The sequence below is a fragment of the Leisingera sp. ANG-DT genome, from assembly GCF_000813785.1.
GTDB lineage: Bacteria > Pseudomonadota > Alphaproteobacteria > Rhodobacterales > Rhodobacteraceae > Leisingera.
The window spans coordinates 318,985-342,824 of the sequence record NZ_JWLE01000001.1; the positions used below are offsets into that span (position 1 = coordinate 318,985).

General features: G+C 62.6%; 20 protein-coding genes, 1 tRNA gene and 1 other RNA gene. 13 read left to right on the forward strand and 9 right to left on the reverse strand.

Going from position 1 to position 23,840, the window contains the following annotated elements; genetic code table 11:
- Positions 1-54: 54 nt before the first annotated feature.
- From RA21_RS01615 to RA21_RS01640, 7 genes are all read right to left on the reverse strand, one after another.
- Positions 55-531 (reverse strand): SspB family protein, encoded by a 477-nt coding sequence (locus RA21_RS01615; RefSeq protein ID WP_019297474.1) that lies wholly within the window; start codon positions 529-531, stop codon positions 55-57.
- Between the two features lie 118 nt (positions 532-649).
- On the reverse strand, positions 650-1,921 hold the full coding sequence (gene chrA / locus RA21_RS01620) for a chromate efflux transporter (RefSeq protein ID WP_039145697.1): 1,272 nt from the start codon (positions 1,919-1,921) through the stop codon (positions 650-652).
- Entirely contained in the window at positions 1,918-2,733 is an 816-nt protein-coding gene (locus RA21_RS01625) for a chromate resistance protein ChrB domain-containing protein (RefSeq protein ID WP_039145699.1), read from the reverse strand. The genes chrA and RA21_RS01625 overlap by 4 nt, the downstream gene beginning before the upstream one ends.
- Positions 2,734-2,864: 131 nt before the next feature.
- Entirely contained in the window at positions 2,865-3,290 is a 426-nt protein-coding gene (locus tag RA21_RS01630; RefSeq protein ID WP_039146462.1) for a nuclear transport factor 2 family protein, read from the reverse strand.
- 214 nt (positions 3,291-3,504) lie between these two features.
- Positions 3,505-3,854, reverse strand: a transfer-messenger RNA (tmRNA) gene (ssrA, locus tag RA21_RS22195).
- A 126-nt stretch (positions 3,855-3,980) separates the two neighbouring features.
- Positions 3,981-4,211, reverse strand: coding sequence for a hypothetical protein (locus RA21_RS01635; protein ID WP_029204944.1), 231 nt, complete (start codon positions 4,209-4,211; stop codon positions 3,981-3,983).
- 34 nt (positions 4,212-4,245) lie between these two features.
- Entirely contained in the window at positions 4,246-4,974 is a 729-nt protein-coding gene (locus RA21_RS01640; protein ID WP_039145701.1) for a FadR/GntR family transcriptional regulator, read from the reverse strand.
- Positions 4,975-5,173: 199 nt separating this feature from the next.
- Here RA21_RS01640 and RA21_RS01645 point away from each other — a divergent pair, with 199 nt between their 5' ends.
- The 3 genes from RA21_RS01645 (at position 5,174) to RA21_RS01655 (ending at position 9,304) form a co-directional block, all read left to right on the forward strand.
- Positions 5,174-6,268, forward strand: a complete 1,095-nt coding sequence (locus RA21_RS01645; protein WP_039145702.1) for a dimethylsulfoniopropionate demethylase — start codon at positions 5,174-5,176, stop codon at positions 6,266-6,268.
- Positions 6,269-6,378: 110 nt separating this feature from the next.
- Positions 6,379-7,371: an acryloyl-CoA reductase gene (gene acuI, locus RA21_RS01650; RefSeq protein ID WP_039145703.1), complete on the forward strand. Its 993-nt coding sequence runs from the start codon at positions 6,379-6,381 to the stop codon at positions 7,369-7,371.
- A 292-nt stretch (positions 7,372-7,663) separates the two neighbouring features.
- Positions 7,664-9,304 (forward strand): BCCT family transporter, encoded by a 1,641-nt coding sequence (locus tag RA21_RS01655; protein WP_039145705.1) that lies wholly within the window; start codon positions 7,664-7,666, stop codon positions 9,302-9,304.
- 57 nt (positions 9,305-9,361) lie between these two features.
- Here the strand turns inward: RA21_RS01655 and RA21_RS01660 are convergent, their stop codons facing one another.
- Positions 9,362-9,742: a VOC family protein gene (locus tag RA21_RS01660; RefSeq protein ID WP_039145707.1), complete on the reverse strand. Its 381-nt coding sequence runs from the start codon at positions 9,740-9,742 to the stop codon at positions 9,362-9,364.
- Between the two features lie 261 nt (positions 9,743-10,003).
- On the opposite strand from RA21_RS01660, the gene RA21_RS01665 reads away from it, so the two are divergent.
- The 10 genes from RA21_RS01665 (at position 10,004) to RA21_RS01710 (ending at position 23,041) form a co-directional block, all read left to right on the forward strand.
- Positions 10,004-11,227 carry an aminotransferase class V-fold PLP-dependent enzyme gene (locus RA21_RS01665; RefSeq protein ID WP_039145709.1) on the forward strand — a complete coding sequence of 408 codons (1,224 nt, stop codon included), beginning with the start codon at positions 10,004-10,006 and terminating at the stop codon, positions 11,225-11,227.
- Between the two features lie 24 nt (positions 11,228-11,251).
- Positions 11,252-12,676, forward strand: coding sequence for a cryptochrome/photolyase family protein (locus RA21_RS01670; RefSeq protein ID WP_039145711.1), 1,425 nt, complete (start codon positions 11,252-11,254; stop codon positions 12,674-12,676).
- An 82-nt stretch (positions 12,677-12,758) separates the two neighbouring features.
- Positions 12,759-13,964: an SAM-dependent methyltransferase gene (locus tag RA21_RS01675; RefSeq protein WP_039145713.1), complete on the forward strand. Its 1,206-nt coding sequence runs from the start codon at positions 12,759-12,761 to the stop codon at positions 13,962-13,964.
- Between the two features lie 30 nt (positions 13,965-13,994).
- Positions 13,995-14,435, forward strand: coding sequence for a TrgA family protein (locus RA21_RS01680; RefSeq protein ID WP_019297488.1), 441 nt, complete (start codon positions 13,995-13,997; stop codon positions 14,433-14,435).
- Between the two features lie 29 nt (positions 14,436-14,464).
- Entirely contained in the window at positions 14,465-15,589 is a 1,125-nt protein-coding gene (locus RA21_RS01685; protein WP_039145715.1) for an NUDIX domain-containing protein, read from the forward strand.
- A gap of 68 nt (positions 15,590-15,657) precedes the next feature.
- The gene (locus RA21_RS01690; protein WP_019297490.1) at positions 15,658-16,692 is read left to right on the forward strand and encodes a cysteine synthase A; all 1,035 of its coding nucleotides are present in this window, start codon (positions 15,658-15,660) and stop codon (positions 16,690-16,692) included.
- The gene (locus RA21_RS01695; protein WP_019297491.1) at positions 16,689-19,145 is read left to right on the forward strand and encodes a DUF3772 domain-containing protein; all 2,457 of its coding nucleotides are present in this window, start codon (positions 16,689-16,691) and stop codon (positions 19,143-19,145) included. The genes RA21_RS01690 and RA21_RS01695 overlap by 4 nt, the downstream gene beginning before the upstream one ends.
- Positions 19,105-19,857, forward strand: coding sequence for an alanyl-tRNA editing protein (locus RA21_RS01700; protein ID WP_193748043.1), 753 nt, complete (start codon positions 19,105-19,107; stop codon positions 19,855-19,857). The genes RA21_RS01695 and RA21_RS01700 overlap by 41 nt, the downstream gene beginning before the upstream one ends.
- An 80-nt stretch (positions 19,858-19,937) precedes the next feature.
- Positions 19,938-20,027, forward strand: a tRNA-Ser gene (locus RA21_RS01705).
- Between the two features lie 785 nt (positions 20,028-20,812).
- Positions 20,813-23,041: a Hint domain-containing protein gene (locus RA21_RS01710; protein WP_039146466.1), complete on the forward strand. Its 2,229-nt coding sequence runs from the start codon at positions 20,813-20,815 to the stop codon at positions 23,039-23,041.
- A gap of 95 nt (positions 23,042-23,136) precedes the next feature.
- On the opposite strand, the gene RA21_RS01715 is transcribed toward RA21_RS01710, so the two are convergent.
- Positions 23,137-23,718 carry a nucleotidyltransferase family protein gene (locus RA21_RS01715; RefSeq protein ID WP_039145717.1) on the reverse strand — a complete coding sequence of 194 codons (582 nt, stop codon included), beginning with the start codon at positions 23,716-23,718 and terminating at the stop codon, positions 23,137-23,139.
- Positions 23,719-23,840: the final 122 nt, after the last annotated feature.

Sequence of the window (23,840 nt, forward strand, 5' to 3'; positions counted from 1 at the left end):
ACAAAAAGGCAGCCTGCCAGGCTGCCTTGATCGGGGGGGGACTGCAGGTGCAGCCTATTTGCGGAAACTGTCGAGGGACACCACGTCCGCGTCCTTTTTCTTGGGTTCCGGCTGATCTTCGGCGCTGAGCGGGTCTTCCTCTGCGTCCGGCTCTGCGGAATAGCCTTCCCCGTCTTCGTCGGCGCTTTCGAACCGGAGCCCGAACTCCACCGAGGGATCCACAAAAGTCCGGATCGCATCATATGGAATGTAGAGCGGCTCGGGTGAATCGCCAAAGTTCAGAGTGACCGCAAAGCCGTCTTCGTCCACGGTCAGATTGTCGAACCAATGCTGCATGACCACGGTCATTTCGCCGGGGTAGCGGTCCGACAGCCAATCGGCCAATTCAACATCCGGGTGGGCCGTATCGAAGGTGATGAAAAAGTGATGGTTACCGGGCAAGCCATTCTCGGAGATGTCCTGCAGCACGGTCCGGATCAGGCCGCGCATGGCAGAGTGCATCAGGTTGCCATAGTCGATTTCACGGGACATGCAGTCACCCTTTGTTCATTTGCCGTTAAGCATAGGAGATTCTGCTGGAAACAAAAGAGCAGCCTTGTCGGCTGCTCAAATATTTTTGCCGCGGCGGAAGATCGGAGAAGCGCTGCAGTCAGCTGATTGCAAACGGGAATTCGGAAACGGCCAGGCCTGCCGCTGCCATCACTGCCAGCAGCAGCAGCATATTGCCGCGCACTGCCAGGGCCGCGAGCGGGGCAAGCAGAACCAGCACCACGGCCGGGGTGTTCATGCTGCTCCAGACAGGTGCGGGAATGTGCAGGATGCCGGCGTCGAAGGTTCTTGTTTCGGCAAAGGCGACATGGATCAAAAACCACACCGACAGGTTCAGAATGACACCGGCCACCGTGGCCGTTACCGCCTTCAGCGCCATCCCCAGCCGCGGGTGCGATGCGATGCGCTCCACATAGGGCGCAGCGGCAAAGATCCACAGGAAGCAGGGCATGAAGGTGGCCCAAAGCGCAACCGCGCCGGCAGCGAGGAACAGGCCGGAACCGCCCGCCTGCAGTCCTGACAGCATGGCAACGAACTGGGTAACCAGGATCAGCGGGCCGGGGGTGGTTTCCGCCAGCCCCAGCGCGTCGATCATCTGGCCCGCGCTGATCCAGCCGAACTGGCTGACCACGGTCTGGCTGATATAGGCCAGCACTGCGTAGGCCCCGCCAAAGGTGACAACCGCCAGTTTTGAGAAGAACCAGCCGATGTCGGCCAGGAACGCTGCTCCGCCCAGGCTCAGGGCGATCAGCGGCAGCAGCCACAATGCGCCCCACACCAGGATGGCTTGTGCGGTACTGCCATTGCGTGCAGGCGGGTTCGGTGACGGTGCCGCCGTGTTCCCGTCCTTGCGCATCAGTCCCAGGCAGCCGGCGGTCAGAACAACCAGCGGAAACGGCAGGTTCAGCAAGAACAGCGCTGCAAACCCGAAACCCGCCAGAGACCAATCCAGAGGATGTTTCAACGCCTTTCCTGCAAGGCGGCGAAGCGCCTGGAGAATGATGACCACCACCGCCGCTTTTATTCCTAGAAACGCAGACTGAACCGCAGGCAGGGTGCCGAATTGCGCATAAAGCCAGACCAGCAGTGCAATCACGGCAGCGCCAGGCAGCACAAACAAGAGGCCCGCCAGCAGCCCGCCTGCGGTGCCCCGCATCCGCCAGCCGGTATAGGTCGCCAGCTGCATCGCTTCCGGACCCGGCAGCAGCATGCAGAAACTCAACCCGCGCAGAAAGCTTTCTTCGCTCAGCCAGGGGCGGTCCTCCACCAGTTCCTTGTGCATCACGGCGATCTGGGCCGCGGGGCCGCCAAAGCTCAGCACGCCGATGCGCCCGAAGACACGGAGCATTTCCGTCCACGAAGGCTGGCTCATGATTTCCGGTCCGCGGGCCAGTCATGACCTTCGCCGCGCCCGTCGCGGGCCCAGCGGTAAAGCGCGTCATACAATGTCATGCCTGCCTCAAGCTGCTGGTGGTCGTCTTTATACTGGCGCGACAGGCCCACCGAGACAGCCAAAAGCCCTGCCGCCTCCGGTGCCAGATTATGCCGGTTGGTGTCGGCGCCTCTCACAACGCAGGCTAGCGTGTCAAGCGCCGGGGTTCTGAGCCCGAATTCGTCCAGCATGGTGTCAAAGGTGCAAAACTCATTCCTGTGCGACCAGAAAACGCCCTCAACATCAAAAGGGGTGGCGCCGAAGCGTTCTGCCACGCCAGCAACTTCTGATGGCGCCACAAACAGGAAACGGGCCTGGGCGTCCACAAAGCGGCGGATCAGCCAGGGGCAGGCGATGCGGTCGATCTTGGGACGGTGGCGGGTCACCCACAGGGTGCTGCCGCCAACCGGCGCGGGCAGGGCGCTGGCGGGAATGCGCGGCGCGCCTTTGTGGCCGCGCCAGCCATACATGCCACCCTGCAGATACTCAGCCTCAATCCCGTCATTGCGCAGCCAGGCGGCAACGCCTTGCGACAGTTTCAGGCCTTTCTGGCAGATCACCACACAGGGCCTCCCGCCGAGGCGAGCCTTGAGGCTTTCGATTTCGGTATGGGGATGCCGGAAGGAACCGGGAATCAGAAAGGGGTCTTCGGCAAAGTCTTCATCAGTGCAGATATCCGTAAGAACCGGCGCATTCGGCGTGCCGATCAGGCGCAAGAGCTGGGCAGGGGTGATTTCATTTGGGGCAGCCATGGGCATGTCTCCTCGCGAGCAAGGTTAACATGCGAACCTTGGGCTGTCGCCTCACGGGGCGTTCGCGTCTCTCCCCATGCATTCTTACAAGCGCGTTTGTGCCCCTCTTGTCAAGCAATTGCAGGCTGCGGCTACCGCAACCTTTCCCCGGTCATGCAAACCGCCATGGCCTCAGGCGGCAGCTGGCCTAGCTGTTCGAACATCCTGAAATAATCCATGTTGGAATGCAGCTCCGCGATCTTGCCGTCCGCCACCCGTGCCATAACCTGCCCGGTGATCTGAAAGGCAGTTCCATCCTTGGGATCACTGGTGTCAACCAGCAGCCGGATGGATACCCAGTCCCGGGTTTCCATTGCATGGGTGAAGGCCACCTTCATGGGCCCCACGAGATTGCGCAGCGCCGCCACCACTTCGCCGTAGTCGCATTCCGGCTCGGCGAGGGCTGAGACCGCACCCGAGATCACTGTCTTTGCCGTCATCACCTCGTCAACTGCATCAAGGTTACCTTTGCACCAGACCTCCTGAAACCAGAAATGCAGAAGACTTGTCAGCGGCATGTCTGTGCAGCTATCCGGGTCGAACGGTGCCGCCATGTTCGGGTATCCCTCTGCAGAAGGCTGAGCCGGGCCGTCCGCCGGGGATGCCCGGCGCGGCGAAACGTGGAGTGTGCTGGCGGTTTTGGTCATGTTCACCCTTCGGGGGACCGGGCCCGGTTTACGGCGCGGCTGCATCCGGTTGCGTTAAACAAGCATAATATCCTGGGAATGGTAAAGTGCAGGTTTCTGTTGCCAGGTACCTGCGAACCCCGCCTTACGCGGCTAGGCGCAAGGACTTAGATTTCGATTCCTCGAACTGCTTACGCAGCCAGAGCAACCGGAGCACGATTGTCGTTTGCAATTGTACTGTTTGGGCCGGTACGGTGGCACCCCGCCGAGACAAAGCAAAACCCCTTTAGACGTCCGTCGATCCTGTTTCGGCCCCATGATCCTCAAACGAAGGATTTTGGTGGAGCCGCCGGGTACCGCCCCCGGGTCCGATCCGCTTATTACGAGCGCGTTTATGTCCATAGTTCCCGAAGGAACAGGAGTCATATAAGCGGCTTCTGCGCGGATGCAAAGGGGAGAACCGGAATCCTGCGAGGATTCCGGCCAGTTTTCCGGTGCGGAAAACTGGTGTCAGCCGAAACCGCAGCCCCCGAAAATCCTCGCAGGATTTTTGGCCGTTTCCCGCGCCGGGAAACGGCGGCGCTAAATCAGTCTGCGGATCGGGGCGCCGTTGCAGAAGATGATGACCTGCTCGCGGTTCTGCACCGCCTGAAACCCGCGGGCGCGCACCTCTGTCAGAAAGGCGTCCATCCCGGCATAGCGTTCAATGTCGCGGCGCTTGCGGCGGACCACACCGCCGTTCTGCACCGCCTTGCAGGCGAAGATATCGCGCAGCCAGATATCAGGGGAAAGGGCGGAGCCAGGTTTAACCATGCCGGAAGTTTCCCGGTTCATGGTTAACAAACTCTTACCTCCTTGCCCGGGCCGCAAAGACATTGGCTGCCAGTTCGCGGGTTTCATCTTCCAGGTCCTGCAGGCCCGCAACTGCTGCGCCGCCATCGCCCGCCTCGATGGCATCGGCAATCCGGGTGTGAAGCCCGGTGATCACGGCGCGGTCGCGGGCGGTGAAGGTGATCATGTTCATCAGGGGTTGCATTGCCTCCACCGCGCCGGCCAGCTGATAGGACAATACCGGATTGCATGCCCCGTCCACCAGCGCCCGGTGAAAGGCCACGTCGGAGGCACAGAAGGCCACATCCGTCAGCCCTGGCTGCCCTTGGCGGAAAATCTCTGCCCGCATAGTCGCCAGATGGTCAGCGCTGCGGCGTGCGGCCGACAGCGGCGCGCAAGACCGCTCCAGCGCATAGCGCGCCTCGCAGGCGGTATCAAAGCTCACCTCATTCATACTCAGCAGCAGTGTCGATGTGGTGACCTGCTGCGCATAAGCGTCCTCAAAGCTAATACGATTCACAAAGGCACCGCCGGACGCCCCGCGCTGGGTGCGGATCAGCGATTGCGCCGCCAGCCGTTTCAGCGCTTCGCGCACCGTCGGGCGGGAGACCTGAAAATGATCCGACAACTCCGCTTCCGACGGCAGCCGCTCATCCACGATCAAGTCGCCGGAGATGATGGCATCCTTGATCGCCTGCGCTATCTGAACCGACAGATCGGCGGAACTGCTTGGGTCAATCTGCATACCCGGTGTCCTTGCAAAGTGCGGCCCGGATGCGGTCCGGGCAAGAAATCATTTGTCTGACATTTAAAAGTCTGACATTTAAAACCTAAGGCTTGAGTCGGGGGAGGGCAATGCCTGGATCCTCTGCACGCAGGCTTTTGCGGCAGTGGCTCTGCCGCACGCAGCCAATCACCTGAAACGCTCAAACGGAGACTTGAGCATGGCAAGCATTTTTCCCTCCCGCCGCATCCGGCGCACGCCCTTTTCCCCCGGTGTCGAGGCCGCGGGCGTCAAGGGCTACACGGTCTACAACCACATGCTGCTGGCAACGGTGTTTGACAGCCTGGAATACGACTGCGCCCATCTGAAGGAGCATGTGCAGGTCTGGGACGTGGCCTGCGAGCGCCAGGTCAGCATTAAAGGTCCCGATGCGCTGCGTCTGATGAAGCTGATCAGCCCGCGCGACATGGACAAGATGGCAGACGACCAGTGCTACTATGTGCCGACGGTCGATCACAACGGCGGCATGCTGAACGACCCGGTGGCGGTGAAACTGGCCGCGGATCATTACTGGCTGTCGCTTGCCGACGGCGACCTGCTGCAATTTGCGCTGGGGATCGCCATCGCCAAGGGCTTCGACGTGGAGATCACGGAGCCCGATGTTTCCCCGCTGGCGGTGCAGGGCCCGAAGGCAGATGAGCTGATGGCCCGCGTCTTTGGCGAAGCGGTGCGTGATATCCGTTTCTTCCGCTACAAGCGTCTGGACTTCCAGGGGGCTGAGCTGGTGGTGGCGCGCTCCGGCTGGTCCAAGCAGGGCGGCTTCGAGGTCTATGTCGAAGGCGCTGATCTGGGCATGCCCTTGTGGGACGCGCTGTTTGCGGCAGGTGAAGACCTGAACGTGCGGGCAGGCTGCCCCAACGCCATTGAGCGGATCGAAAGCGGGCTGCTGAGCTACGGCAATGACATGACACGGGAAAACACCCCTTTTGAATGCGGGCTGGGCAAGTTCTGCAATTCTCCGGAGGAGTATATCGGCAAGTCCGCACTGTCAGAACAGGCGGCAAACGGCCCCGCCCGCCAGATCCGGCCGCTGGTGATCGGCGGGGAGATCCCGCCCTGCCTGGACGCCTGGCCGCTTTTTGCGGACGGACGCCGGGTCGGAGAGATTGGCTCGGCCATCTTCTCGCCGGAGTTCGGAGTGAACGCGGCCATCGGCATGGTGGACCGGTCTCATTGGGCGCCGGGCACTATGCTGGAGGTTGAGACCCCGGCAGGCATGCGGCCTGCAACAGTGCAGGAGAAATTCTGGCGCTGACGCTGAACACCGGGGGCGCTGCCCCCGCCGCGGCAGGCCGCGGCGCCCCCGGGATATATTGGGCCAGATGAACATGGGATCTGGTCCGCGGTACAGGAAAGGATGGCACGATGTTCAATGCACTGGTGGTGAACAAGGACGAAGACAGCGGCAAGACCTCTGCCGCGGTGGAGCAGATCAGCCTGGATCAGCTGCCCGAGGGCGAGGTGACCGTGGCCGTTGAATACTCCACCGTGAACTACAAGGACGGTCTGTGCATCGGGCCGGGCGGCGGGCTGGTGCGCAAGTACCCGCATGTGCCGGGCATCGACTTTGCCGGCACCGTCGAAGCGTCCTCAGATGACCGCTACAAACCGGGCGACAAGGTTGTGCTGACCGGCTGGCGCGTGGGCGAGGCCCATTGGGGTGGCTACAGCCAGAAAGCCAACGTACGCGCCGACTGGCTTGTGCCGCTGCCCGAAGGTTTGAACAGCCGCCAGGCAATGGCCGTGGGCACCGCGGGGTTCACCGCAATGCTGGCGGTAATGGCACTAGAGGATCACGGGCTGGAGCCAGGCCATGGCCCGGTGCTTGTTACCGGTGCCGCGGGCGGTGTCGGCTCTGTCGCCACCGCGATCCTGGCAAACCTGGGCTATGAAGTGGCCGGCGTGACCGGCCGTCCGGAAACGGCGGACTACCTGAATTCGCTGGGTGCAACGCAGATTGTTGCGCGGGAGGAGATCAACGAGACCACCAAGCGCCCGCTGGAGAGCGAATCCTGGGCGGGCTGCGTGGACGCTGTTGGCGGCGCCATGCTGGCGCGGGTACTGGGGCAGATGAAATACGGCGCCTCGGTGGCTGCGGTCGGCCTGGCGGGCGGCGCGGCGCTGCCTGCGACCGTGATCCCCTTCCTGCTGCGCGGCGTGAACCTCTTGGGCATCGACTCGGTCATGCAGCCCTATGACAACCGCGTCCGTGCGTGGCAGCGCATCGCCAGCGACCTGCCGATGGACAAGCTGGAGGCGATGATCCAGCCCGCGGCCCTCAGCGATTTGCCGCAATTGGGCGCGGACATCCTCAAGGGTCAGGTCAAGGGCCGGGTGGTGGTGGACGTGAACGCCTAAATCCTTATAATAGCTTGCATCTGTCGGAAGACGCGCGGCGATGTCCGCGCGTCTTTTATTCTGTAAGGGCGGCCCCAATATCGGGCTGCGGTGTTTCCGGGCAGTCTTTCGGGCTGCATTGCCCCGCGGTGCCCGGGCAGACGCCCATAGGCCGCAATAAATCTGAATACCCGGGCATGATCCGATTTGCCGCCCTTTATCCGCTCATTGCCGCGGACAAGGCGGCGCGCCGCCTCCTCCGAGAGCGCAAACGGAGGTTTGCCCGGCAAAGCAATTTGGGAAGGAGGCCGCAATGGCTGACGAAACCACCAATCAGGGTATCCCCGCCCCGGAGGGCGAGGCAGATATCATCGACACCGAATACGAGATCGGTCAGGACAATATCGAAACCCAGATCGGCCCGTTCGGGGTCGACATCCACAATCCGGTGTTCCTGGTGTCCGGCTTGGTCATCGTGGCCTTTGTGTTTTACGCGCTGGCGCTGCCGGAACAGGCAGGCGCCTTTTTCAACTGGCTGCGCCCAGCGGTCACCAGCAGTTTTGACTGGTTCTTCTTCGGCGCCGCCGACCTGTTTGTCCTGTTCTGCCTGTTTCTGATCGTCTCCCCCTGGGGCAAGGTCCGTCTGGGCGGCAATGAGGCCACACCGGATTACAACTACCTAGGCTGGTTCGCGATGCTGTTTGCCGCAGGCATGGGCATTGGCCTCATGTTCTATGGCGTCAGCGAACCGATGAGCCATTTCTCCACCGCTTTCGGCGGAACTGCTGTGCCAGAGGGCGGCGGCGCCCGCACCGACTGGGCGCCGCTGGGCGCTGCAGCGGGGGATGAGGCCGAGGCGGTGCGCCTGGGGATGGCCGCGACGATCTTCCATTGGGGTCTTCACCCCTGGGCGATCTATGCCATCGTCGCGCTGGCCCTGGCTCTGTTCACCTATAACAAGGGACTGCCGCTCACGATCCGCTCTGCCTTTTACCCGATCTTCGGCGAGCGTGTCTGGGGCTGGACTGGCCACGTCATCGACATCCTGGCGGTTTTTGCCACGCTGTTCGGCCTTGCAACCTCGCTTGGCTTCGGTGCGACCCAGGCCAACGCAGGCCTGAATGAGCTGTTCGGCGTGCCGACCGGCGCCACCACCGAGGTGATCCTGATTACCGCTATTACCGCTGTTGCGCTGATCTCGGTGCTGCGCGGGCTGGACGGCGGTGTGAAGGTGCTGTCGGAGATCAACATGGGGCTGGCCTTCCTGCTGCTGATCTTCGTGCTGCTGGTTGGCCCGACCATGGCCATCCTGACAGGTTTTGCCGCCAGCCTGATGGCCTATGTCGAATATCTGCCGGCACTCTCCAACCCGATCGGGCGCGAGGATGTGAACTTCAGTCAGGGCTGGACCGCCTTCTACTGGGCCTGGTGGATCAGCTGGTCGCCGTTTGTGGGCATGTTCATCGCCCGCGTCAGCCGCGGCCGAACCGTGCGGGAGTTCGTGATCTGCGTGCTGCTGATCCCCAGCCTCGTCTGCGTCCTTTGGATGAGCGTCTTTGGCGGCACCGCCATTCACCAGGTGCTGTCTGACGGTTTCACCGGGGCGCAGGACGCGGCGCTTGAACTCAAACTGTTCAAGATGCTGGGTGAGCTGCCGCTGGCCGGCATCACCTCCTTTGTCGGCATCGTGCTGGTGGTGGTGTTCTTCGTGACCTCGTCGGACTCCGGTTCGCTGGTGATCGACACCATCACAGCAGGCGGCAAGGTCGACGCGCCGGTGCCGCAGCGGGTGTTCTGGTGCATCTTCGAAGGCGCCGTTGCCATCGTGCTGCTGCTCGGCGGCGGTCTTGGCGCGTTGCAGGCGATGGTGATCTCGACCGGGCTGCCATTCACTGTGGTGCTGCTGCTGATGTGCTGGGCCATCTTCCGCGGCCTGCAGACAGAGGCACGCTAGGGTATCTTGCAATGCGTGACAGAACACCCCGGCAAACCTGCCGGGGTGTTCTCTTTGTCAGCTATTGTACTTGAAGAACCCGAGCGAGTTGCCGTCCGGATCAATGGCATAGAAAAACCGCCCGGGCGGGATCTCGATGGTTTCGGAGACCACCTTGCCTCCGGCATCCGTGATCCGCTCCATCACGTCTTCCAGTTCGCCTTCTGCAGTCAGATGCAGAGTTGGGCCGCGGCCGTCGCCTGCGGGTTTGCCGGGATAGAGATGCAAGGCAACGCCGGTTGTCTCATCAGCAGGCTTGAACATCGCAATCGGATTGGGTCCGCTGCTGTCGATGGTCAGATCGGCGCCGGTCACCTTGCTGTAAAACGTGACCGCCGCGTCCAGGTCGCTGACGGGCAGTTCGCCCCAGACCAGAAAATCCTTTGGTGTGAAAGCCATATCTAATTCTCCATGATGTGATGCCGCCAGACTGCCATGCCCTGATGACAGTTTCCGGCATCAGCCTTGCCGCTTGACCGGACCTCAGCCGCTACGTTACGACCCTCGTGTCCTGCTATGGCTTTTCCGCCTTGCAGGGCTGCCTGCGATCCCTCAATCCTTGTGCGGGAGCGCGGCTCGGCTGGAAGACCTGCCATGTTCGGGGTGATCCCTGGCATGTGCCGGTCGCCCCCTGAACCGCAGCGATTGAGGAGACACGCGATGAGCGTTTTGGATATTGATTTCGTCCGGGCACAGTTCCCCGCCTTTGCGGAACCCAGCCTTGAAGGGCAGGCGTTCTTTGAAAATGCCGGCGGGTCCTACACCTGCCGCCATGTGATCGACCGGCTGACCCGGTTCTACACCCAGCGCAAGGTCCAGCCCTACGCACCCTATGAGGCGTCCCGCCTGGGCGGCGAGGAAATGGACGAGGCCCGCACCCGCCTGGCCGCGCTGATGGGCGTCGCCACGGATGAGCTGAGCTTTGGCCCCTCGACCACCCAGAACACCTATGTGCTGGCGCAGGCCTTCCGCAAACTGATGAAGCCCGGAGAAGCCATCATCGTCACCAACCAGGACCATGAGGCCAATACCGGCCCCTGGCGGCGTCTGGCCGAGGAGGGGATCGAGGTCCGCGAATGGCAGCTGGACCCGCAGACCGGCCATCTGGATGTGGCGCAGCTGGAAAACCTGCTGGATGAAAACGTCCGCCTGGTCTGCTTCCCGCATTGCTCCAACGTGGTGGGGGAGATCAACCCGGTGGCAGAGATCACCGCAATGGCCCATGCTGCGGGTGCCTTTGTCTGCGTCGATGGTGTCTCCTATGCGCCGCACGGGCTGCCGAACGTGGATGAACTGGGCGCCGACATCTACCTGTTCTCCTCCTACAAGACCTACGGGCCGCATCAGGGCGTCATGGTGATCCGCCGGGCGCTGGGCGAGCTGCTGCCGAACCAGGCGCATTACTTTAACGCAGGCGACCTCTACAAACGCTTCACTCCGGCCGGCCCCGACCACGCCCAGGTGGCGGCTTCGGCCGGTATGGCGGATTATTTCGAGGCGCTGGCGGTGCATCACGGCCACAGCGGCAGCGCTGCGGAGACCGGTGCCTTTGCCCACGACCTGATGCGCGCGCATGAAATCAAGCTGCTGCAGCCGCTGCTGGACGCAGTGAAGGACCGCAACGATCTGCGCCTGCTGGGTCCGTCCATCGCCGAAAACCGTGCGCCCACCGTGGCCCTGGCCCTCAGCCGTGCGGCAGAGCCGGTTGCGGCCCAGCTGGCAGAACACGGCATCATGGCAGGCGGTGGCGATTTCTACGCCGTGCGCGCGCTGGAAGCGATGGGGGTGGATCCAAGCGAGGGCGTGCTGCGTATCAGCTTTACCCACTACACGTCCGAGGCAGAGGTCGCCAAACTGACTGAGGCCTTGGACCGGGTGCTGTAACAGGAACCGCATAAGGACGAAGACATGAGCAGCCGTGCCCCGGTCATTTGGTGGATCAGGCGGGACCTCCGCCTGGCAGACAATCCGGCCCTTACGGCTGCCGTGAACAGCGGCGCCCCGGTGCTGCCCGTCTATATCCTCGACGAACAGGAGGCGGCGCTGGGCGCCGCCCCCAAGTTCCGTCTTGGCCTCGGGCTGGAGTGCTTTGCCAGGGCGCTGGAAAAGGCCGGATCGCGCCTGATCCTGCGCCGCGGTTCTGCACTTGCGGTGCTGCGGGAGCTGGCCGAAGAAACCGGGGCAGGGGCGGTGCATTGGTCCCGCCTCTATGACCCGCAGGCGATTGCCCGCGACACGGAAGTCAAGACGCAGCTCAAGAAGCAGGGTGTCGAGGCCAAATCCCACGGCGGGCGGCTGCTGTTCGAACCCTGGACCGTCGAAACCAAGACCGGCGGCATGTACAAGGTCTTCACCCCGTTCTGGAAATCCGTGCGGGTGCGCGATGTCTCCAGCCTGCTGCCTGCGCCGGGAAAGCTGCCCGCGCCGGACACGTGGCCCGCCAGTGAGAACCTCACTGCGTGGAACATGGGTGCCGCCATGCGCCGCGGTGCCGATGTGGTGGCCCGCTATTGCCGGGTGGGTGAGGCAGCAGCGCAGGACCGCCTGGACGAATTCCTGCAAGACAAGGTGTCCGCCTACAAGGACCGCCGCGACTTTCCGGGCGAAGATGCAACCTCCGGCCTGTCGGAAAACCTCGCCTGGGGCGAAATCAGCCCGCACCGTTTGTGGCACCGGGGCCGGGCAGCGATGGAACAGGCGAGCCAGGGGGCTGAGACCTTCCTGAAAGAGGTGGTTTGGCGCGAGTTCGCCTATCACCTGATGTACCACTCGCCGCATATCCTGACTGCCAGCTGGCGCGAGGAGTGGCAGGATTTCCCCTGGTCGCAGGAAGTTACGCCGCAAGTGCAGGCCTGGCAGCGTGGCCAGACCGGATACGGCTTTGTCGATGCCGCCATGCGGGAGCTTTTCGTCACCGGCAAAATGCACAACCGCGCCCGCATGATCGTCGCAAGTTTCCTGACCAAGCATTTGATGTCGCATTGGAAAATAGGCATGGAGTGGTTCGCGGACACGCTGGTGGACTGGGACCCGGCCTCCAACGCCATGGGCTGGCAATGGGTAGCTGGCTCCGGCCCCGATGCGGCACCTTTCTTCCGCGTGTTCAATCCCTCCGGCCAGCTGGACAAATTCGACCCCTCCGGCGCCTACACCAGCCGCTGGATTGCCGAAGGCCAGGGCAAGCCTCCGCAAACCGCGCTGGATTTCTACGACGCAGCCCCGCGGTCCTGGAACCTCGCCCAGGACATGCCGAGGGCAGATCCAATCATCAGCCTGCAGGCTGGCCGGGACCGCGCGCTCACGGCTTATCACGACAATCGTGACAGCCGCTAACACACAGTTTTCTTGCCTCAAAGCCCCCTCCGGCCTAGCTTTTTCCCTGTAGCACGCCCGTATCCTGCACAGGGGGAAGCGAATGAAGCTCACGTCCGTTGAGGGCCAGAAAGACCTGCCGCGCTATTTTCCGGCAGTGTTTGCCAAAGTGAAGGCCATGGAGGTCGGGCAGCTGGATATCCAGCTGCCGGACGGGCGCATTTTCACCGCCAAGGGCCGGAACCCGGGTCCGGCTGCGGATCTGATCATCCACCATCCCGACTGTTTTGCCCGCCTGATCCGCGAGGGCGACCTGGGCTTCTCCGACGCATATCTGGAGGGCTGGTGGAGCACCACGGACCTGCAGGCCTTTATGGACCTGGTGCATATGGGCGCGGATACCGTCTATGACGGTTTCCCGGGTCAGGGGCTGGCGCGGGCCTATGAACGCTTCCGCTTCTGGCTGCACCGCAACCACAAGCGCCAGGCGAAGAAGAACATTTCCTATCACTATGACCTGGGCAATGATTTCTACCGGCTGTGGCTGGATGACACGATGACCTATTCCAGCGCCCTGTTCCGCAGCGGCCAGGACAGCCTGGAGGCGGCGCAAACCGCAAAATACGCCTCTATGGTGGATCAGATGGAGGTGCAGCCTGGCGATCACGTTCTGGAGGTCGGCTGCGGCTGGGGCGGCTTTGCCGAATACGCCGCCAGGGAACGCGGGTTGAAGGTGACCGGCCTGACAATCAGTAAGGAACAGTTAAGGTTTGCCCGGCAGCGCATTGAAAAGGCCGGGCTTTCCGGACAGGTGGAGCTGCGTCTGCAGGACTACCGCGACTGCCGCGGCCAGTTCGACGGCATCGCCTCGATCGAGATGTTCGAGGCGGTGGGAGAGAAATACTGGCCTGCTTACTTTGGTGCCATCCGCGACCGGCTGAAACCTGGCGGCAAGGCCACCCTGCAGATCATCACCGTTGCCGACCGCAGATGGGAGATTTACCGCAAGGGGGTTGATTTCATCCAGAAACACATCTTCCCCGGCGGCATGCTGCCATCCCCGGCTGTGCTGCGCGGTCAGGTGGAAAGGGCAGGCCTTGGTGTTGTGAAGTCGATCGAATTTGGCAACAGCTATGACCTGACGCTCAGGCGCTGGCACGAGACTTTCAATGCCCGCTGGGAGCAGATCTCAGGCTTGGGGTTTGATGAGCGTTTCCACAAGATGTGGAACTTTTACCTCACTTCCTGCGCGGCTGCCTTTAAGACTGGAAATTGCGACGTGACGCAGATTACAGTTGCTCATCGCTGACTGATCTCCTGCCACGGAACCTGACCACACATGCCCACCGGAGCCCGCCTGACTGCCGCTTTGTCCCTGGCTTTACTGGCGTTTCTCGTTTCCTTCCTGGTCATGCCGCAAATGCCAGAGGGCACGGATTTCGGATACTTCGTTCATGTGAATGTGCTGCTGGGCCTGCTGTGCGGCTGGATATTCATGGGCCGGCGGGCAGGGGGTGGCCTGGTGCCCGCTATCAACAATGGCCTAACTGGTATGGCAGTGATGGTGCTGTGGGCCCTGTTCGTTCAGGGCACCTGGGAAATGTTCCGCCTTGCCATGCGGCACCGCTATGACGGCCCGTTTGAAGCCTTGTCGGCCATTTTCGTGATTGCGCTGGAATACTTCTTTGTTATCGCTGTGCCGTCAGTGCTGATTCCGCTGGTGGTCGGCGGCGTTCTTGCTGGCCTCGCCACTGAAAACGCTTCCCGCCGCTGGCGCTGAAATCTTTATCTAACAATAGGTTATTAATCGTGGCTGATCTGTTTTTCTTTGGCACGCTGCGCCATATCCCTTTGCTTGAGCTGGTTTTGGGCCGCAGCGGGGACGCCCTGAATGCGCAATCCGCGAAACTGCCCGGTCACGGTGTGTATCAGGTGGCCGGGCAGCCGTTTCCCGCAATCGAGGAGCGCGATGGCGCTATCGCGGATGGTGTTCTGGTGCAGGGTCTGTCACCGGCTGACCTGGACGCGCTCAACTTTTACGAAGGCGGCTTTGGCTATGCCCTGAAGCCTGTCACCGTGCAGCTGGCAGATGGCAAATCTGCCGGGGCGGAGGTGTATTTTCCAGAGCCTGGCCTGTGGCAGACAGCCGAGCCTTGGGACCTGGCTGCATGGGTGGCTCAGTGGGGCGCGCTGTCTTTGCGCGCAGCAGAAGAAGTCATGGCCTATCACGGCAGGATGAGCGCCGAAGAGGTGGCCCGCTGCTTCCCTTCCGTCCGCCGCCGGGCCGCTGCCTGGCTGGCCGGGCAGGCCCGGCCCGGCGACGGGGAGCACGACCTGTCCCGCGACGTGATCGTGCACAACCATAAACGCGCCTATCTGAACTTCTTCGCGACGGAGGAGATGGACCTTCAATTCCGCCGGTTCGATGGCAGCATGAGCCCGGTGATGAACCGCTGCGCCTCCATGGCGGGCCACGCAGCGGTGGTATTGCCCTACGACCCGGTGCGTGACCAGGTTCTGCTGGTGGAACAATTCCGCGCACCGCCCTTCATCATGGGCGACGCGCACCCCTGGATGTGGGAGCCGGTTGCCGGGGTGATCGACCCGGGCGAAACGGCTGAGGAAACCGCGGTGCGCGAAGCGGTGGAGGAGGCGGGCGTTACAGTCCAGCATCTGGAAACCGTTGCGCGGGGCTACCCATCCAGCGGGGCGCTAGCGGAATATATCCATATTTTCATAGGTATATCCGACCTTTCTGATGTCTCGGGCGGCGGCGGCGTTGCGGGCGAGGGCGAGGATATCCGCAGCCGGATCCTCGGTTATGATGAATTGATGGCGGGGATTGACGCGCAGGCCTATCAGGACATGCCGCTGATGACGGCTGCGCTGTGGCTGTCACGGCACCGTGAACGGCTGCGCAAAGGCAATAGCTGACCCGCTTCCCGCCTTGTGATCGACGGACCGCTTGGATACACCATGGGGGAACGATCGAAAGGGATACCATGCGCATTGCACGCGATCTGGCTGATGCCGTCGGCCATACACCTCTTATCCGCCTGAACCGCGTCAGCGAAGAGACCGGCTGCGAGATCCTGGGCAAGGCGGAATTCATGAACCCGGGCCAGTCGGTCAAGGACCGCGCCGCGCTCTACATCATCCGCGACGCCATCGCCCGCGGTGATCTGAAGCCGGGCGGCACCATTGTCGAAGGCACCGCCGGCAACACCGGTATTGGCCTCGCGCTGGTCGGCGCTTCGATGGGCTTCAAGACGGTGATTGTGATCCCGGAAACCCAGTCCGAGGAAAAGAAGGACATGCTGCGCCTGGCGGGCGCCCAGCTGGTTCAGGTGCCCGCGGCGCCCTACAAGAACCCCAACAACTACGTCCGCTATTCCCAGCGTCTGGCGGAAAAACTGGCCAAGACCGAACCGAACGGCGCGATCTGGGCCAATCAGTTCGACAACGTGGCCAACCGCCAGGCCCATGTGGAAACCACCGGCCCGGAAATCTGGGAGCAGACCGGTGGTAAGGTCGATGGTTTCGTCAGCGCCGTTGGCTCCGGCGGCACCATCGCGGGCGTGGCTGAGGCGCTGCAGCCCAAGGGCGTGAAAATCGCACTGGCCGACCCGATGGGGGCGGCGCTCTTTTCTTATTACACCAAGGGCGAACTGGCCTCCGAAGGCAGCTCAATCACCGAGGGCATCGGCCAGGGCCGGATCACCAAGAACCTCGAAGGCTTCACCCCGGATTTCAGCTATCAGATTTCCGATGCCGAAGCCGTGCCTTACGTCTTTGACCTGCTGCACGACGAAGGCCTGGTGCTGGGCGGCTCCACCGCGATCAACATCGCCGGTGCGGTGCGCATGGCCAAGGATATGGGACCGGGCAAGACCATTGTCACCGTGCTTTGCGACTACGGCACCCGTTACCAGTCGAAGCTGTTCAACCCGGACTTCCTGCGTGAAAAGAACCTGCCGGTGCCGGAGTGGATGACCCACACGCCCGCATCGATCCCCGGTGTTTTTGAGGACGTATGACACCCATTCTGACCGCATTGCGGACTGCATTGCTGGGGCTGGCCTTTGCGGCCGGCCTCGCTTTGCCTGCGCTGGCCCAGTTCACGGCTGAATCCCGCGCCTATTACCAGGACTGGCTCAAGACCGCGAGCCGCGCGGAAGAGGTGATTGACGCCAGCCGCGCCTCCAGCGCCGCATTTGAGATGCTGCGCAAGGAGCTGACCAGCTACCGCCAGCGGTTCCTGGAAGGGCGCACCAAGAACGCCGATCGCATCCGGACGCTCCAGGGACAGCTCAGCGCCCTTGGCAAGGCGCCGGAAGAGGGCGAGAGCGAGCCGGAAGATATCGCCCGGCTGCGTGCCACGCTGGAAACACAGCTGCGCGACCTAGAAGTGCCGCGCATCGTTTCCGAGGAGGCCTACAGCCGCGCCAACGGCCTGATCTCCGAAATCGACAAGATCATCCGCGAGCGCCGCACCCGCAAGCTGCTGGAGCGCGGCCCCTCGCCGCTGAACCCCGAACACTGGCCCGGCGCCCTGCGCACGCTCAGCCGGTCGGTCAGCTCCATCTGGAATGAAACCGCCTCCAGGATCGGCAGCGCCACCACCGCCGAGCGGGTCAGCAACAGCCTGCCGGCGCTGCTTCTGCTGCTGGCAATTGCGGCATTTCTGCTGCTGCGCGGACGTCCCTGGGCCCATGCGGCGGGCGATTACCTGCGCCAGTTCGGCAGCAGCGGCCGCGGCGTCTGGGGCTTTATCGTGTCCCTGCTCGAAGTCATCCTGCCCTTCATCGGCATCATCTGCCTGGCCGCCGCGGTGGAACTGTCGGGCATCCTCGGCAGCCGCGGTTCGCTGCTGCTGGATTACGTCCCGGGCTGGGCACTGCTGATCCTGTCGTTCCACTGGCTGGGCAATCAGCTGTTCTCCAGCCGGCTCGAAAATGATCTGGTGCCGGTGCAGGAGGGGCGGCTCAATGAAACCCGGCTGATGGTGGATATCCTGGCGGTGATCCTGGTGCTCCAGGACGCGTTGGTGAATCTGGAGAATATCGAAACCATTCCCACCTCCGTCCATGCAGTTGCCAGCTTCCCGCTGATCACGGCGGCGGCGCTGGTGATGCTGCGGCTGCACCGCATCGGCGCCAAACGGCGCCAGAAGCAAACTTCGGACGCCGAAGAGGATGGCGCCATCGCTGCCGGGGCCAACCGCATTCTTACACTGGTGCGCCGCGCCTCCTATCTGCTGGGGTTCATTTCACCGCTGCTGGCTGCGCTTGGCTATGTGAATGCCGCCGAGGCGCTGATCTACCCGGCGGTTTCCACTCTGGCACTGCTGGCCGCGCTGCTGGTGTTCCAGCGGTTCCTGGGCGATCTCTACGGCTGGCTGTCGGGCAAGGGGTCCGAGGCGCGGGATTCTCTCTTTGCGGTGATGATCGGTTTCCTGCTGGCCGCTCTGGCACTGCCGCTTCTGGCGCTGATCTGGGGCGCGCGGGTGGCGGATATGACCGAACTGTGGTCGCGCTTCCTTGAAGGTTTCCAGATCGGTGATACCCGTATATCGCCCACCGCCTTCCTGACCTTTGCCGTGGTCTTTGCCGCCGGTTACGCGCTGACCCGGCTGATCCAGGGGTCCTTGCGCAACTCACTGCTGCCCAAGACCAAGATCGACCCGGGCGGCCAGAACGCCATCACCTCGGGCCTCGGCTATGTCGGCATCTTCCTGTCGGCGGTGATCGCCATTTCCATGGCCGGTCTCGACCTGTCCTCCCTCGCCATCGTTGCCGGTGCGCTGTCGGTCGGCATCGGTTTCGGCCTGCAGACCATCGTCTCCAACTTCGTCTCCGGCATCATCCTGCTGATCGAGCGTCCCATTTCCAAGGGCGACTGGATCGAGGTTGGCGGCCTGATGGGCTATGTGCGCGACATTTCCGTGCGTTCAACCCGGATTGAGACCTTTGACCGCTCTGACGTGATCGTGCCGAACTCGGACCTGATCTCCGGGACCGTCACCAATTACACCCGCGGCAATACCGTGGGCCGGGTGATCGTGCCGGTCGGCGTTGCCTATGGCACCGACCCCCGCAAAGTCGAGGCCATTCTTACCGAGATTGCCAAGGCGCATCCGATGGTGCTGCTCAATCCGGCGCCCTATGTGGTGTTCCAGGGCTTCGGCGCTGACAGCATTGATTTCGAAATCCGGGCGATCCTGCGCGATGTGAACTGGGTGCTGTCGGTGAAATCCGACATGAACTATGAAATCTCCAAGCGGTTCCAGGAGGAGGGGATCGAGATCCCCTTCATGCAGCGCGACATCTGGATCCGCAATCCAGAGGCGCTGACGCCGTCCAAGCCGTCCGCTGCGGGGCAGCCTGCGGCGGCCTCCGCTTCCGCTCCGCCCAAGCCGGATCTGGATGATCTGCAGCAGGACGCAGGAGATGATGCTGATTCCGATGGAGACGCTGATGCCGACAAGTGAACCGCTGTTCCGCAAAGACGCCTATGCCCGGATAACCGAGGCGGAGGTGCTGGCCCATTCCGACCAGGGCGGGATCGTTTTGGACCGGACCTTGTTCTATGCCACCGGCGGCGGCCAGCCCGGCGACAGCGGCCAGCTCCTGTGGGCGGACGGCCAATGCTCCATCGCAACCACGGTCAAGGGCGAGGATGGCGCGATTATTCTGGTTCCGCATGAAGGGGAGGTGCTGCCTGCCGTGGGCACCACCGTGACCCAGACGCTCGACTGGGACCGCCGCTATGGCCACATGCGGATCCACACGGCGCTGCATCTCCTGTCCGTGGTGATTCCGCTGGAAGTGACTGGCGGCTCGATCGGTGCAGAAAAGGGGCGGCTTGACTTCAACATGCCGGAGGCGCCGGAGGACAAGCAGGCGCTGCAGGACCAGCTGCAAGCGCTGATCGACCGCGATCTCGCAGTGACAGAGGACTGGATCACCGACGCCGAACTGGATGCCAACCCGCAGCTGGTCAAGACCATGTCGGTCTCGCCGCCGCGCGGGGCAGGGCAGGTGCGGCTGGTGCGTATCGGCACGGAAGACGAACAGATCGACCTGCAGCCCTGCGGCGGCACCCATGTGAAGCGCACCGGCGAAATCGGCCGCATCCGCCTTGGAAAGGTTGAGAAAAAGGGCAAACAGAACCGCCGCGTGTACCTGCATCTGGAGGCCTGAAAAAGTTTTGGGGGTAAGTGAAGTTTTTGCAGTTTCAGCCCTTGCAATTCCCCGGCTGATCCTTCAAAAGCCCCCTCAACGGAGAGGTGGCCGAGTGGTCGAAGGCGCACGCCTGGAAAGTGTGTAGGCGGGAAACCGTCTCCAGGGTTCGAATCCCTGTCTCTCCGCCATAATCCCAAAATGGCACCCGGATATGCGCTGCGACGCACGCTGTGCGCCCGCGCACTGCGCTTTGCGGACTGTATCCGGTTTGATTAAATTCCCCGGCAATATCTTCTTGCGCCCCAGGCTGCAGCAGCTGGCCGTTTTACCTGTTTGATTCGTGTGCCGCGGAGGCATGTTTTGCTGAAACGCGAGACAAAACAGCGCGTTTTCCGCGATTGTTCGTGAGCCAAGTGTTAGTCCCGCTGCGGATGAGAAGGAATGCGGCAAGGGGCCGGTGGTTTGCCCCGAAATCTCCATGTTTCGATTTCGGAAACCTAGGGGCCTCCAAAACAGCCGTTACAGAACTTTGTGCGCATGTTTCTTCGCTTAGGGCAGCAGTTTTGGCCGAGATATGGAAACAGTCGGCGGAAACCTGGACCAGTTCAGATTGCATTTTCAATGCGGAGCGGCGCAATGCGGGGAATTTTAGGCAATTTTTTGGCTTTGTGGCCCGCTGAGGCTAAAGTATGGATGGTTTCGCCCATTGGGGGGCACGTTCTGCAAGCTGCTGGACTGTGGTGGACTGCTAAAATTTAATTTAAGTCTTCGTGCTGCGACGCGCGCACTCCACTGATCCGAAATGCTTCTGAAAACCGGCTGCGTGCTGCCTGGCACGCAATCCAGAGCGCATGTGCGGTCTGGCCCTCTGCCTGCATGGGCTGGTGTTTTTGATAACGGCATTCCGCGTGAGTGCCCGGCTGGTCCGAACGATGTGGCTTGGGTCCAGTCCGGCGAGGAGAGGGTGAAGAAAATGAGTGACAACAATCCGAATCCGGAGCTGGATGGAATTGTAGAAGGCACCGCAGGCAATGACCTGATTGACGGCGCCTATACCGGTGATCCCGAAGGCGACATGGTCGACAACGCGGATGCGTTCGACCCGTCGGCGGGACCGGATGATGATGTCATCATCGCGGGCAGCGGCAATGACAGCGTCTATGCCGGTTCGGGCAGCGATACCGTCGTTGGCGGCAGCGGCGACGACCTGATCCTCGGCGATGGCGTCTCCGGTGTCTATGAGCCGGTGAAAATCACCATCTCCTCGACCAGTGCTTCCTTCCAAAACCAGGTCTTTGCCTACACCATTGATCCGGAAACCGGCGAAATCAGCAATGTTGTCGTTCTGTCCGAGAACGCCAGGGCGGATGCCGGCGAGACCTACACTTACGACGCGCCTGCCGGTGCGGTGGTCGGCGTTGGTATTGTCAGCCCGCATGGCACCTACTACTCCTCGGGTTACGGCGACAATGCGGACCTGAACCCGGATGGTCTGGACCACACCAAGGGAATCTACCAATTCCCGGACGGCTCCGTGCAGCTGGGGTTCGAGGATCTGCACAATCTGGGCGACCGGGATTTCAATGACGTCAAGCTGATCATTGATCTCGGCACCTCCGGCACCACCCTGGATACCGCACATTACGACTATTCTTCCGAGCCGCAGGATCCAGTGGTTCCGGGCGGCGACAGCCTGACCGGCGGCGAGGGCGATGACACCATTCTGGGCGGCGGCGGCGATGACACCATCGACGGCGGCGACGGTTCTGACTCCGTGGACGGGGGCGAGGGCGACGATGTGATCGACACCTCCAAGGACAGCGGCGTGCCGCTGCCGGACCGCGGATTTCCGGGTTACACCGGCACCGATCCCGATATCCCGTTCATCCCGGCGGATGCAGACCCGTTTGATGACATGGACACCGTTTTCGGCGGTGCCGGGAACGACACCATCTCGACCGGCGATGACGCCGACTTGATCGATGGCGGCACCGGCATGGATGTGATCGACGGCGGCATCGACGACGACACCATCGACGGCGGCGCCGACAATGACCTTCTGATTGGCGGTGAAGGCTCCGATGTCCTGACCGGCAGCGGCGGCGATGACACCATCTATGGCGGCTTGGATCCGGCCTTCCCGGACGGGCTTAACATCACCGACGACGGCAGCGATGGCCGCCCGGCCGACCCCGATCCCACCAACGGTATGGACACCATCAACGGCGGGTCAGGCAATGACGTGATCTTTGGCCAGGATGACGATGATGACATCCGCGGCGGCTCGGGCGATGACACCATCGACGCAGGCATCGACGACGACATCGTGCGCGGCGGCTCCGGCAATGACGTGATCACCGGCGGCCATGGCGCGGATACTCTGATTGGCGGCGCCGACCGCGACACGTTCATCGGCGGCACTGCAGGCGATATTGTTGACGGCGGCTCTGACGGGGACGACTTCGACACCCTGGACCTGCGCGGTTCCGGCCCGTTTGAGCTGACGGATGTCACCGAGGATCCGGATGGCAACAGCCTCTCGGGCACCGTCAACTTCCTTGATGAAGATGGCGCCGTGACCGGCACGATGACCTTTGGCGAGATTGAGCAGATCATTCCCTGCTTCACGCCGGGCACGCTGATTGCAACCCCGCAGGGCGAGCGCAAGGTCGAGGACCTGCAGGCCGGCGACCGGGTGATTACCCGCGACAACGGCATCCAGGAAATCCGCTGGATCGGCGCCCGCTCGCTGGAGGCCGCCGACATGAAGGGGGCCGCGCATCTGCAGCCGGTTCTGATCCGTCAGGGTGCACTGGGCAACGGGCTGCCGGAGCGTGACATGATGGTCAGCCCCAACCACCGGGTGCTGGTCGCCAATAACAAGACCGCGCTCTACTTCGAGGACCGCGAAGTGCTGATTGCAGCCAAGCACCTGACCGGGCTGGCGGGCGTGGACATCGTGGAGACCACCGCGATCACCTATATCCACTTCATGTTCGACCAGCATGAGGTTGTGCTGTCCGATGGCGCCTGGACCGAGAGTTTCCAGCCTGGCGACCAGTCGCTGCGCGGACTGGACAAGGCACAGCGCAATGAACTGTTCGAGCTGTTTCCGGAACTGAAGTCGCAACAGGGCCGTGCCGCCTATTCTTCGGCGCGCCGGTCTCTGCGCAAACACGAGGCGCGGCTGCTTGTGCACTGAATGGTGCAGCCGCCGTCTTGGGGGAGGCGGCGGGTAAGAGCGTAGCGCAGGAAGGCAGGGTCTTGTGCCCTGCCTTCTCTGCTTTTGTGGGAGTGTCAGCGCTGCTGGCGCCAGGCGGCCCAATCTTCCGGTGTGTCGAGATCCGTCAGCGCGTGGCGGCCGGGCAGGGGAACTGTCCGGACGGTCTCTGCCGTCAGGATGCTGCGGGCGCCCTGATCGCCCTGCAGGCACTGCAGCACCTCGAAACAGCGCCGCGGAAACAGCACCGGGTGGCCGGGTGTTCCGTCCTCCGCAGTGGCGCGCAGGACGGGGCTGTCGGGGCCGCCGAAATGCGCCGCCAGGTGCAGCATGTCCTGGGCTGTGATCTCCGGCATGTCGGCGGGCAGGATCATCACCGCCTGCGTACCATCCAGCAGCGCGGCGGTGCCGCGGCGGATCGAGGCGGACATGCCTTCTGCCGCGTCTGGCACCAGTACCTGGGTTGCGTCGCCAGTTGCTGCCGCCCGCGGGTGGGATGGGCCTGGCAGAGTGACGTAGACCGGCAGGCCGGTCAGCGCGGCGCGGCGGCACATCAGGGTGAGCAGGGGCTGGCCGTCCACCTCTTCCATCAATTTGTCGCGGCCTTGCATCCGGGAGGACGCGCCGGCAGCGAGCAGGAGAATGGCGATGGCAGTCATGCAACCCGGTCCTTGGTTCTTGGCCGCAATGGCGGATGCCTCCGGCGGGAGTATTTTTGCAAAGAAGAAGGGCGGCGGCCAGTGAAAGCCGCATAGGTCAGCAGGGTTGACCAAATGTTTCG

What these genes read in the sequence shown, in the direction of transcription:
- RA21_RS01615 (WP_019297474.1), bottom strand. Translation starts at nt 531, where the DNA reads ATGTCCCGTGAAATCGACTATGGCAACCTGATGCACTCTGCCATGCGC.
- chrA (WP_039145697.1), bottom strand. Translation starts at nt 1,921, where the DNA reads ATGAGCCAGCCTTCGTGGACGGAAATGCTCCGTGTCTTCGGGCGCATC.
- RA21_RS01625 (WP_039145699.1), bottom strand. Translation starts at nt 2,733, where the DNA reads ATGGCTGCCCCAAATGAAATCACCCCTGCCCAGCTCTTGCGCCTGATC.
- RA21_RS01630 (WP_039146462.1), bottom strand. Translation starts at nt 3,290, where the DNA reads ATGCCGCTGACAAGTCTTCTGCATTTCTGGTTTCAGGAGGTCTGGTGC.
- RA21_RS01635 (WP_029204944.1), bottom strand. Translation starts at nt 4,211, where the DNA reads ATGGTTAAACCTGGCTCCGCCCTTTCCCCTGATATCTGGCTGCGCGAT.
- RA21_RS01640 (WP_039145701.1), bottom strand. Translation starts at nt 4,974, where the DNA reads ATGCAGATTGACCCAAGCAGTTCCGCCGATCTGTCGGTTCAGATAGCG.
- RA21_RS01645 (WP_039145702.1), top strand. Translation starts at nt 5,174, where the DNA reads ATGGCAAGCATTTTTCCCTCCCGCCGCATCCGGCGCACGCCCTTTTCC.
- acuI (WP_039145703.1), top strand. Translation starts at nt 6,379, where the DNA reads ATGTTCAATGCACTGGTGGTGAACAAGGACGAAGACAGCGGCAAGACC.
- RA21_RS01655 (WP_039145705.1), top strand. Translation starts at nt 7,664, where the DNA reads ATGGCTGACGAAACCACCAATCAGGGTATCCCCGCCCCGGAGGGCGAG.
- RA21_RS01660 (WP_039145707.1), bottom strand. Translation starts at nt 9,742, where the DNA reads ATGGCTTTCACACCAAAGGATTTTCTGGTCTGGGGCGAACTGCCCGTC.
- RA21_RS01665 (WP_039145709.1), top strand. Translation starts at nt 10,004, where the DNA reads ATGAGCGTTTTGGATATTGATTTCGTCCGGGCACAGTTCCCCGCCTTT.
- RA21_RS01670 (WP_039145711.1), top strand. Translation starts at nt 11,252, where the DNA reads ATGAGCAGCCGTGCCCCGGTCATTTGGTGGATCAGGCGGGACCTCCGC.
- RA21_RS01675 (WP_039145713.1), top strand. Translation starts at nt 12,759, where the DNA reads ATGAAGCTCACGTCCGTTGAGGGCCAGAAAGACCTGCCGCGCTATTTT.
- RA21_RS01680 (WP_019297488.1), top strand. Translation starts at nt 13,995, where the DNA reads ATGCCCACCGGAGCCCGCCTGACTGCCGCTTTGTCCCTGGCTTTACTG.
- RA21_RS01690 (WP_019297490.1), top strand. Translation starts at nt 15,658, where the DNA reads ATGCGCATTGCACGCGATCTGGCTGATGCCGTCGGCCATACACCTCTT.
- RA21_RS01695 (WP_019297491.1), top strand. Translation starts at nt 16,689, where the DNA reads ATGACACCCATTCTGACCGCATTGCGGACTGCATTGCTGGGGCTGGCC.
- RA21_RS01700 (WP_193748043.1), top strand. Translation starts at nt 19,105, where the DNA reads ATGATGCTGATTCCGATGGAGACGCTGATGCCGACAAGTGAACCGCTG.
- RA21_RS01710 (WP_039146466.1), top strand. Translation starts at nt 20,813, where the DNA reads ATGAGTGACAACAATCCGAATCCGGAGCTGGATGGAATTGTAGAAGGC.
- RA21_RS01715 (WP_039145717.1), bottom strand. Translation starts at nt 23,718, where the DNA reads ATGACTGCCATCGCCATTCTCCTGCTCGCTGCCGGCGCGTCCTCCCGG.